This window comes from Sphaerochaeta sp. UBA5836 (assembly GCF_002432845.1).
Classification (GTDB): Bacteria; Spirochaetota; Spirochaetia; order Sphaerochaetales; family Sphaerochaetaceae; genus Sphaerochaeta.
In genome coordinates this window covers 20,477-30,115 of record NZ_DJGW01000055.1, presented here as the reverse complement: position 1 = coordinate 30,115, position 9,639 = coordinate 20,477, and the positions used below count along the sequence as shown (strand labels likewise).

The 9,639-nt window shown below is 53.3% G+C and carries 9 protein-coding genes; 3 read left to right on the top strand and 6 right to left on the bottom strand.

Going from position 1 to position 9,639, the window contains the following annotated elements; translation table 11 throughout:
• The 5 genes from B3F49_RS04270 to B3F49_RS04250 form a co-directional block, all read right to left on the bottom strand.
• Positions 1–1,896 (bottom strand): ABC transporter ATP-binding protein, encoded by a 1,896-nt coding sequence (locus tag B3F49_RS04270; RefSeq protein ID WP_293909210.1) that lies wholly within the window; start codon positions 1,894–1,896, stop codon positions 1–3.
• Positions 1,893–3,623 (bottom strand): ABC transporter ATP-binding protein, encoded by a 1,731-nt coding sequence (locus B3F49_RS04265; RefSeq protein ID WP_293909208.1) that lies wholly within the window; start codon positions 3,621–3,623, stop codon positions 1,893–1,895. The genes B3F49_RS04270 and B3F49_RS04265 overlap by 4 nt, the downstream gene beginning before the upstream one ends.
• Positions 3,620–4,063 (bottom strand): MarR family winged helix-turn-helix transcriptional regulator, encoded by a 444-nt coding sequence (locus B3F49_RS04260; protein ID WP_293909206.1) that lies wholly within the window; start codon positions 4,061–4,063, stop codon positions 3,620–3,622. The genes B3F49_RS04265 and B3F49_RS04260 overlap by 4 nt, the downstream gene beginning before the upstream one ends.
• A 123-nt stretch (positions 4,064–4,186) precedes the next feature.
• On the bottom strand, positions 4,187–5,758 hold the full coding sequence (locus B3F49_RS04255; RefSeq protein ID WP_293909204.1) for a glucose-6-phosphate isomerase: 1,572 nt from the start codon (positions 5,756–5,758) through the stop codon (positions 4,187–4,189).
• A 71-nt stretch (positions 5,759–5,829) separates the two neighbouring features.
• Positions 5,830–6,300 (bottom strand): arginine repressor, encoded by a 471-nt coding sequence (locus B3F49_RS04250; protein WP_293892183.1) that lies wholly within the window; start codon positions 6,298–6,300, stop codon positions 5,830–5,832.
• A 165-nt stretch (positions 6,301–6,465) separates the two neighbouring features.
• Between B3F49_RS04250 and B3F49_RS04245 the strand changes: the two genes are divergently transcribed.
• The 3 genes from B3F49_RS04245 to B3F49_RS04235 are packed head-to-tail and all read left to right on the top strand — an operon-like array spanning position 6,466 to position 9,094.
• Positions 6,466–7,017 carry a LemA family protein gene (locus B3F49_RS04245; RefSeq protein ID WP_293892180.1) on the top strand — a complete coding sequence of 184 codons (552 nt, stop codon included), beginning with the start codon at positions 6,466–6,468 and terminating at the stop codon, positions 7,015–7,017.
• Positions 7,017–8,876: a DUF2207 domain-containing protein gene (locus B3F49_RS04240; protein ID WP_293909202.1), complete on the top strand. Its 1,860-nt coding sequence runs from the start codon at positions 7,017–7,019 to the stop codon at positions 8,874–8,876. The genes B3F49_RS04245 and B3F49_RS04240 overlap by 1 nt, the downstream gene beginning before the upstream one ends.
• Positions 8,870–9,094 carry a DUF1653 domain-containing protein gene (locus B3F49_RS04235; RefSeq protein WP_293892174.1) on the top strand — a complete coding sequence of 75 codons (225 nt, stop codon included), beginning with the start codon at positions 8,870–8,872 and terminating at the stop codon, positions 9,092–9,094. The genes B3F49_RS04240 and B3F49_RS04235 overlap by 7 nt, the downstream gene beginning before the upstream one ends.
• Positions 9,095–9,148: 54 nt before the next feature.
• Here the strand turns inward: B3F49_RS04235 and B3F49_RS04230 are convergent, their stop codons facing one another.
• Positions 9,149–9,427 (bottom strand): RNA recognition motif domain-containing protein, encoded by a 279-nt coding sequence (locus tag B3F49_RS04230; RefSeq protein ID WP_293892171.1) that lies wholly within the window; start codon positions 9,425–9,427, stop codon positions 9,149–9,151.
• Positions 9,428–9,639 lie beyond the last annotated feature (212 nt).

The following is a 9,639-nucleotide window of genomic DNA, read 5'->3' as shown; positions in this document are numbered from 1 at the left end:
CTACTCCAGTTCAAAAGCCCCGGTATAGAGGCGGTAGTACTGACCCTTCAGTTTGAGCAGCTCTGCATGGGTTCCCTGCTCGATGATCCTGCCGTTCTGCAGTACCAAAATCATATCGGCGTTGCGGATGGTCGACAGCCTGTGTGCAATGACAAAGACCGTTCTTCCCTGCATCAGGGCATCCATGCCCCGTTGGACAACCGTTTCGGTATGGGTGTCGATGCTGCTGGTAGCCTCGTCAAGGACCAGCACCGGAGGATTTGCCACAATGGCCCGTGCGATGGAGAGCAGCTGTCTCTGCCCCTGGGACAAGGATGCGCCGTCACCTGAGAGCTGGGTCTGGTATCCTTGGGCGAGGTGGGCGATGAAGGTGTCGGCGTTGGCAAGCTTTGCTGCCTCGACAACCTCCTCATCCGTTGCATCCAGGCGGCCGTACCGGATGTTTTCCATCACCGTCCCGCTGAAAAGGTGGACATCCTGCAGGACAACCCCGAGCGAGCGCCTGAGCTGACTTTTGGAAATGGTATTGATGTCGATGCCATCGTATTGGATTTTCCCATCGGCCAGGTCGTAGAACCGGTTGATGAGGTTGGTGATGGTGGTTTTCCCGGCGCCTGTGGCTCCAACGAGGGCGATTTTCTGAGCAGGCTTGGCTTCAATGGTGATATCCTGAAGGACGAGCTTGTCCTCGTTGTAGGCAAAATCGACTTCGTGCAACTGCACATGGCCGCAGAGCTTGGTCAATTTGCCGCTCCTATCGTCCATCCAGGCCCAGATATTGGTCTTCTCATCGGTTTCGGTGAGCGTCCCGTCCTCATGTTGTTTTACATTCACCAAGCGGATGTGACCTTCATCGGGTTCACTCATTTCGTCCAAGAGGTTGAAAATGCGTTTGGTGCCCGCCAGTGCCATCGCCACAGAGTTGAGCTGTTGCGCCATTTGATTGATCGGCATGTTGATCGAGCGGCTGAGCTGCAAAAAGGAGGCTATGGCTCCCAAGGTAAGCGAACCGATGCCGCCGATGGCCAACAAGCCTCCAACAATGGCGACCAGTACATACTGGATGTAACTGATGTTTCCCATGATCGGCATCAGGATGTTTGCAAAACGATGAGCGTTGAAGGCATCGCCGGCCAATTCCTCGTTGAGCTGGTCGAACCGCTTTTTTGCCCGATCTTCGTAGGTGAATACCTTGATGACCTTCTGACCGTTGATCATCTCCTCGATATACCCGTTGGTTTTACCGATTGCTTTCTGCTGGGCCATGAAGTACGAGCCGCTTTTCATGGCCACCTTGGATGTAATGAAGAGCATCATCGCCAAGGAGGCCACCACCACGAGGGTCAACTGCCAGCTGGTCAGCAGCATTGCAAGAAATATCGCTGTGACCGTAATGATCGAGTTGATGAAGTGCGGAATCGATTGGGTGACCATCTGCCTGAGGGTGTCGACATCGTTGGTGTACAGGCTCATCACATCGCCGTGCGAGTGGGTGTCGAAGTAACGGATCGGCAAGGTTTGCATGTGGGAGAACATGGCATCGCGGATGTCCTTGAGTGTCCCTTGGGCGATGGTGATCATCAAACGGTTGTAGGTGAAGGACGCAACCACTCCGCTTGCATAGATGGCCAGCATCGCCAGCAGCGCCCGGATGAGGGGGGCGAAGGAGGGATTTGTTGTCCCGATGAGCGGTGTTATGTAAGAGTCTATCAGGATTCGCAAGAACACCGATCCCGCCACGCCGCTGAGGGCACTGATGATGATGCAGAAAAACACGATGACAAAGCGCCCCTTGTAAGGGATGATGATCAGGGAGAAGAGACGCTTAAGGGTGGCAAAGTCAAGTTTGGGCATTCCTCCGTGCATCCGAGGCCTTTGATTACCGACCATTCTCATGCTTGTTCCTCCTTGCGCAGCTGTGCAGCATAGAGTTCCTGATAGCGCGGGCAGGAGTCGAGCAGCTGTTGGTGAGTCCCCACCGCCTGGATGTGACCGTCATCAAGCATGATGATCTGGTCGGCATCCTCGACGGATGCAATCCGCTGGGCGATGATGATTTTTGTAGTATCCTTCAGTTCAGTTGCCATGGCCTTGCGGATGGCTGCATCGGTTTTGGTATCCACAGCGCTGGTTGAGTCGTCGAGAATCAGGATCTTGGGTTTCTTCAGCAGGGCTCGGGCGATGCACAATCGCTGTTTCTGTCCTCCTGATACGTTTGAGCCGTCCTGTTCAATATGCGTCTCGTACCCGTTTGCCATGGCTCTGATGAACGAATCGGCTTGGGCGATCCTGCAGGCCTGGACAAGCTCTTCATCACTGGCGTGCTCGGCTCCCCATCGCAGGTTCTCTGCAATGGTTCCACTGAAGAGGATGTTCTTTTGCAGGACCATCGCAACCTCCTCCCTGAGGCTTTCGAGGTTGTACCGTCGGACATCGACTCCTCCGACTTTCACCGAACCGGACAGCACGTCGTAGAGACGGGGGATGAGCTGTACCAGCGTGGTTTTTGCACTGCCGGTCGGGCCGAGGATGCCCACCGTCTGTCCGCTCTCGATGTGCAGATTGATATCGTACAGGCATCGCTTTTCTTCACTGTTGAAGTAGCTGAAGTCGACATGTTCAAAGGTTATCGATCCATCGGCTATGGTTTTCAGCCCGTCGATGTTCGGGTCCAGGCTGTTCTGCTCGGACAACACCTCTTCGATTCTTTGGGCTGAGGCTTTGCTGATGGTCAGCATGACGATGACCATCGAGAGCATCATCAGGCTCATCAGGATCTGTGAAGTGTAGGTGATGAAGCTCATCAGCTGGCCGGTGGTCATGGAGGATGAGACGATCAGGCGGGCGGCGATGTAGGAGATCGCAAGGATGGACAGGTACATCGTCCCCTGCATCAACGGGCTGTTGAACGCCACAATTTTTTCTGCTTTCGTGGAATTCTGGTAAATCTCATCGGAGACGGCGTTGAACTTTGTTTTCTCATGCTCCTCACGAACAAACGACTTCACCACCCTGATACCCCGGATGTTCTCCTGCACCACCATGTTGAGCCGATCGTAGATCTTGAAGACGCGGGTGAAAATCGGATAGGCAGCGCGGATCAGAAAGAAAAGACCGATGCCAAGAACGGGAATCGCCACCAAGTACACCATGCTCAGGCGTGCATTGATGCTGTAGGCCATCACAAAACTGAAGAGCAGCATGACAGGGCTTCGCACAGCTATTCTGGTAAGCATCTGATAGGCTTGCTGGATGTTCGTGACGTCGCTGGTCATCCTGGTGACCAGCGAAGCGGTGGAGAACTTGTCTATGTTGGAGAACGAGAAGTCCTGAACCCGATAAAAGAGGCTTTTTCGTACATTGCGTGCAAAACCGGTGGAAGCCTTTGCGGCAAAGTGGCCGGAGAGCACCCCGAACAGCAGGGCTATCAAGGCACAGAACAACAGCAACGCCCCCCACTTGAAGATTTCGTTGAGGTTGCCTGCATCAACACCCCTGTCCAGCAGGAAGGCCATCAAGAAGGGGATGGTGACATCCATGACAACCTCAAGAATGACGAAGAGGATGGTCAGGAAGGTGGGAACCAGGTTTCCTTTTGCTTGCTTTGTCAGGTTTTGTATCATAATTCGGTATCCAATTGGTGATTCAGTTTCTCCGTGATGGTGAAGAACTGATGCAGTTCCTCATCGGTGAGGCAGCTTCTGAGTGAGGCCTCGAACTCATTGACCAGTTTGAGGTGTTCGCTGCACAGGGCCTTTGCTTTCGCGGTCAGGCGGACTTGTTTCTGCCGTTTATCGGTAAGGCAATCCTCCCTGGTTATCAGGCCCTCACCCTCCATGCCGCAAAGGATATTGGTCATGGTCGAACGCCTGATAAGCAGATGCTGTTGCAGTTCGCTTTGCAGGACGGTTTCTTTTTCATGGTGGGCAAAGTATCCAAGAATGTGACTGCGTACTGCAGTGGAAGTAGAGTCATGGCCCAAGCGAAGTTGTTGTCCAAGATTCCTTCCAATACGATGAGAGAGGGTTTTAATGGTGAATCCAATGTGCGGTGTTGTTTCCATGAGCTCCAGACTATTTGTTAGGTTGCTAACGATAATAGTGAAAAGACGGAACAACGACAACCATTTTCCTTGAAGATGCGTGAAAAGCAAAAGAAACGGCCCCGGTCCGGGGCCGCAGATCACCTAGAGCAGTTCTGCGAATGCCTTGAGCACTTCATCGCCCTTGCACCCATCCAGGACCTTGGTTGCCAGGACCTTGCCCAGCTGGACTCCTTCCTGGTCGAAGCTGTTGAGGTTCCACACAAACCCTTGGAACATGACCTTGTTCTCAAAGTGGGCCAACAAGGCGCCGAGCGCTCTGGGGTCGAGCTGCTTGGCGGACAGAAGAGAGGACGGCCGATTACCGGCAAACTGTTTGTTTGCATTAGCATCGTTCTTGCCCAAGGCGAAAGCAACAATTTGGGCAACCAGGTTGGCGTTGAGCTTCTCTTGGCTGGTGGAGCCTTCCACTACGACATCCTTATGGTACTGCGACTCGGAAAACCCGATGAACTGCAGGGGTACGATATCGGTTCCCTGATGCAGCAACTGATAAAAGGAGTGCTGGCCGTTGGTGCCCGGCTCGCCGAAAATGACCGGTCCGGTCGGGTAGGAGAGGCGCTGTCCGTCCCGGTTCACCTGCTTGCCGTTGCTCTCCATGTCCAACTGCTGCAGATGGGCGGGGAACCGGCTCAAGGCCTGTGAATAGGGCAGGATTGCCGTTGTGGGATAGTGAAGGACATTGCGAAGATATACACCCAAGAGTGCATCGAGCAGGGCGGCGTTCTCCTTCACCTTGGGATTGAGTGCAAGCATATCGGCTTCATGGGCTCCATCAAGGAAGGTTCTGAAGGTGTCGAAGCCGAAGGCGAGGGAGAGAATGACCCCTCCCACCGCACTGGTGGAGCTGTAGCGGCCGCCGATGTAGTCATCGATGAAGAAGGAATCGAGCACAGTGGAGGATGAGGCAAGCGGACTGGTCTTGCTGGTTACTGCGACCATGTGTTTTGCCGGATCGATGCCCCTGATGCCGCTGTCGGCGATGGCTTGGAAGACAAGGTCCCGGTTGGTGAGGGTTTCCAGGGTTGTTCCGCTCTTGGAGACCAGGATGAAGAGCGTGCTTTCCAAATCGAGGCCCGCCAGGACCGCTTGAGCATCGTCGGGATCGACATTGCTGATGAACTGTGCATCGAGCAACTCGATGCCGGCACTCGTGCACCATCCTTTGAGAGCGAGATAGAGTGCCCGGGGACCCAGGTCGCTGCCGCCGATGCCGATCTGCACCACGGTGGAGAACTTCTTGCCCGTGGACCCAAGAATGGCTCCACTGCGAACCTGGTCGGAGAAACGCTTGATCTTCTCCAACTGTGCCTGGTAGAAGGCTTCCTTGTCCTCGGAGTCGGCATGTACGGGTTTCCCTACCCGGCCACGGGTCAGATGGTGGAGCACCAACCGATTCTCGCCGGTATTCATGACCTGTCCATCGACCAAGGCTTGGTACTTCTCGGTCAATGACAACTCGTCGCTGAGCTGTTGCAATACCTTCAAATGCTCCTCTGCAACGGGCATGGCGCCATAGTGGTAGGTAAGGCCTCCTCCTGCATTTGCATGGTAGGCCTTGATGCGGTCCGCCTTCAATACGATTTTCAGGTCGCTTGCAGGCAGGGCCTGCAACTGTTTGAATGCATTGCTGGTATCGAGATTCTTATACTTCATATGGTCTTCTCCTGATGGTACACAAAAGCCCCTCCATTGTAAGCGGAGGGGCTTTTGTGTGCAAGGTGGCTTTACTCCTCTATGTCGGGAATGCGGGTTTTGAAACTTTCCTGCAAATCTTCTTTGGTCATTCCTTCGCGGAGGATGACGAAAATGGTATCATCGCCTGCCAGGGTGCCGAGGATTTCCGGGATGGCAAGCACGTCCAAGGCGATGCCAACCGAATTGGCATGACCGGGCCTGGTCTTGATGACTCCGAAGTTGCCGGAAAATTCAATGGATAAAATGCCTCTGCGGACATCCTGGATATAGCTTTTCTCAGACTCACTGATCAAGTCATTCTCGGGAAGACTGTAGTAGTACCCCGACCAGCCATCGCTGATTTTGCCCACTTTGAGCATTTTCAAGTCTCGCGAGAGTGTAGCCTGGGTAACCGAGTACCCTTCGGTCCTGAGCATCTCCAGCAACGTATCCTGGTTGTCGATGCGGTTGTTTTTGATCAATTCCTTGACGACCGCCAGCCGGTTGTGTCGTTCCCTCATGGTTTGGATTCTCCTGGAATGGAATATTTATGCGATTTACACGAATAAAGATACAGTACAATTGCCTCGAATGCAAGCTTCCCTCTTCCTTATTTTGCCGAACTCTTGACCGACGGCCTCCCTTGCAGCATGCTGGGAACTGATATTTCCGACAGGGAGGTTGGTATGACAATTTTGTATATTCTCATTGGTGTCGTCATCTTGATCGGTTTGTATGTGGTCAGCGTGTATAACAAGTATGTGCGCTTGAGAAACCAAGGCGAGGAAGCTGAATCGGCAATCGATGCCCACCTGAAGCAGCGCTATGACTTGGTTCCCAATCTGGTGGAGACCGTCAAGGGATATGCAAAACACGAGGAAAAAACCCTGACTGCAGTCATCGAGGCACGCAACAAGGCCGTCAGTGCGACAGGTCTTGAGAATAAGGATGCTGCAGACAAGGCCTTCAGCTCCACCCTCAAATCCCTGTTCGCCCTCAGCGAAGCCTATCCCGACCTGAAAGCCAACCAAGGCTTCCTGGACCTTCAGGCACAACTGCAGAAAATCGAGGAACAGCTGCTTGGGGCCCGCAAGTACTACAATGCCATCATCAAGAGCCTGAATACGATTATCGAGGTGTTCCCTTCTTCCTTGGTCGCTTCAATCTTCCATTTTGCAAAGAAGCCGTATTTGACCATCGAGGAAGAGGCAAGAGCCCGCGTCGAGGTCAAGTTTTAATGAAACGGACACTGCTTTTCGTCCTTCTGCTCTTCTGCAGCATCCCTCTGCTCTTTGCACAAGACTATGTGTTTGAGCGCTTTCATCTTGAAGTGCAGGCTGGTTTGGACAATAGCTACCGGGTACAGGAGCAGATAACGGCCAACTTTTCCACCCCGCGCCACGGAATCTATCGCGAGATTCCCATCCAATTCGGCAAGGTGCGGGTCAAGCTGAAGGATCTCCAGTCCAATGAGCCCATCCAGGAAGATTCCGTTTCATCGGGTTGGGTGACCTTCCGCCTGGGATCGGAGAATCGAACCGTCACCGGCCTGAAAGAGTATGAAATTCGCTATACCTATGTGATCGGGGACGATCGCAATGAGGAGTATGACGAGTTCTATTACAACCTGGTTGGGCCGGGCTGGCAGGCTCCGATCAAGGAGATGACGTTTCGCATCACCTTTCCCAAACCAGTCGATCCTTCCATGATCTTCTTGACCGGAGGATCCTACGGCTCAACCGCCCAACGGGGTGTCTTCAAGCTCAGTTCGGATGGAAGGACCATCGAAGGCCGGGCAAGCAACCTTATGCCCTCAGAAGCCCTTACCTTGCGTGTACAGATGGAGCAGGGTTACTTTTCCGACGTAAAACCCTTTGTCGATTACACCATGCCGGCTTCCATCGTTGCCTGGTTGGTCGCCTTGGTTGCAAGTGTCCATGTTGCGATGCTGTTTCGTCGGTATGGCCGGGAGGAGCTGTTCATTCCAGTGGTGCGCTTCGATCCTCCAGAGGGGCTGAGCCCGATGGAAGTCGGGTATTTGGCCGACGGTGTGGTGGACAACAAGGATGTCACCAGCATGCTTTTTGCCTGGGCCGACCAAGGTTGTCTGACTATCGAGGAACAGGGTAAAAAGGATTTCCTGTTTACCAAACTCAAGGAGCCATCATCAAACAAGGCTCATGAGAAGAGGCTCTTCGATGCGTTCTTCGCATGCGGGGATGGTGAGACCGTTACCTTGAAGCAATTGGAGAAGGGAAAGTTCGCCGAGGCCCTGAATAAGACGAAAACCGACGTACATGCCTACTTCAAGGGAGAGCGAAGACTCAATGACGGCACCGCAGAGAAAAAGCGGGTCATCGCCATGCTGTATGGCGCCTTGGTTGCAGTGTTGAATGCTGTTGCTTCGACCATCACCTATATTTCAGCCGAAACGGTTCCCTTCCTGGTGATCGGGTTCTTCAGTTTTGGCATCGCCATGCTTTCAGCCAGCCGGTTGTCGGCAACGTGGGTGATGAGCTCGCTGGCCAAGAGGACGATCAAGTTCTTTGCCCTGGCCCTCTTTTGTATTGCGATGTTCGGACTTGCCTTTCTGTTCGAATATTCGGTGGTGGGACATGGTCTGACCTATTCGGCGGTCATGAGCCTGGCTATAGTGATTTTTCCTGTGTATTTTGGTTTCTTGACAATCATGACAGCCAAGCGAAGCGAATATGCCCAGCAGAAGCTTGAGCAGATTGTCGGTTACAAAGAGTTCATCAGCAAGGTTGAGATGGACAAGCTGAAGATGATGATCGACTCCGATCCCCAGCTCTTCTACCATGTACTTGGCTATGCCATTGTATTGGGACTTGAGGATGTCTGGGCGAAGAAGTTTGCCAAAATCGCCATCGAGCAACCCTCGTGGTATGTAGGCAGCCGCCCGATCAGGGATGCTGTGTTCTACAGCGCGCTGTCCCATCGTCTGCATGGATCGATCATGGAGAAAGCCGTTTACACCCAGGCGAAGGGTGGCAGTCGCTCTCCGATCCACTCCTCCTTTGGGTCAAGTGGATTCAGCGGCGGTGGTTTCGGTGGTGGTGGAGGAGGCGCATGGTAGAACCAAAACCTATCCAAAAGGGAGTCTATAGGCACTTCAAGGGTGGTTTGTATGAGGTGGTGGATACCGTCATCGATAGCGAGACACTCGAGACGATGGTCCTGTATCGCCCGCTTGGCACCCCCTGGTGGTGGGTTCGTCCGTATGCTATGTTCACCGAGACAGTGGAGTCTGACGGCAAGCGGGTATTGCGTTTTCAGCTGGAGGAAGCACAATAAGAAAAAACGGAGCCGCAAGGCTCCGTTCCCGTTACTGAATCATACAAAGGCTGCTTAGTTACGATAATTCCCATGTGCCGGCCGAGGCTTTGCAATAGCTTCGTTTACCCGAAGATTGCGTCCGCCCACTTCCTTGCCGTCAAGCTGGGAAATCGCAGCATCGGCTGCGGCATCCTCCGCCATTTCCACGAACCCGAACCCTTTGGGACGGCGGGTTTCGCGGTCAATGATGATATTGGCACTGACAACGGTGCCGTACTGTGCGAACAGGTCCCGAAGTTCTTCTTCGGAAGTGTTGTAACTCAGGTTTCCAACATAGATTTTCTTTGCCATTCAAAGCATCCTTCGCAGGTCTACTGCACCTGCATTGCAATATTGCATCATGTGGCGCAGTCTTGAACTCTTACCTGTCTGCGGGAGCGATTCAGTAACGCACGCGTGCGAACATTTAGGAATTGCGTACCAGCTGCAACACAAAATCGAAAGCACTAAAACGGTACCACGAGGCAACTGTGCTGTCAATTCTCCGTCTATTCATTTTTGCT

Bases quoted from the DNA above. Each gene is read 5' to 3' on its own strand.
- B3F49_RS04270 (WP_293909210.1), bottom strand. From the start codon at position 1,896: ATGAGAATGGTCGGTAATCAAAGGCCTCGGATGCACGGAGGAATGCCC.
- B3F49_RS04265 (WP_293909208.1), bottom strand. From the start codon at position 3,623: ATGATACAAAACCTGACAAAGCAAGCAAAAGGAAACCTGGTTCCCACC.
- B3F49_RS04260 (WP_293909206.1), bottom strand. From the start codon at position 4,063: ATGGAAACAACACCGCACATTGGATTCACCATTAAAACCCTCTCTCAT.
- B3F49_RS04255 (WP_293909204.1), bottom strand. From the start codon at position 5,758: ATGAAGTATAAGAATCTCGATACCAGCAATGCATTCAAACAGTTGCAG.
- B3F49_RS04250 (WP_293892183.1), bottom strand. From the start codon at position 6,300: ATGAGGGAACGACACAACCGGCTGGCGGTCGTCAAGGAATTGATCAAA.
- B3F49_RS04245 (WP_293892180.1), top strand. From the start codon at position 6,466: ATGACAATTTTGTATATTCTCATTGGTGTCGTCATCTTGATCGGTTTG.
- B3F49_RS04240 (WP_293909202.1), top strand. From the start codon at position 7,017: ATGAAACGGACACTGCTTTTCGTCCTTCTGCTCTTCTGCAGCATCCCT.
- B3F49_RS04235 (WP_293892174.1), top strand. From the start codon at position 8,870: ATGGTAGAACCAAAACCTATCCAAAAGGGAGTCTATAGGCACTTCAAG.
- B3F49_RS04230 (WP_293892171.1), bottom strand. From the start codon at position 9,427: ATGGCAAAGAAAATCTATGTTGGAAACCTGAGTTACAACACTTCCGAA.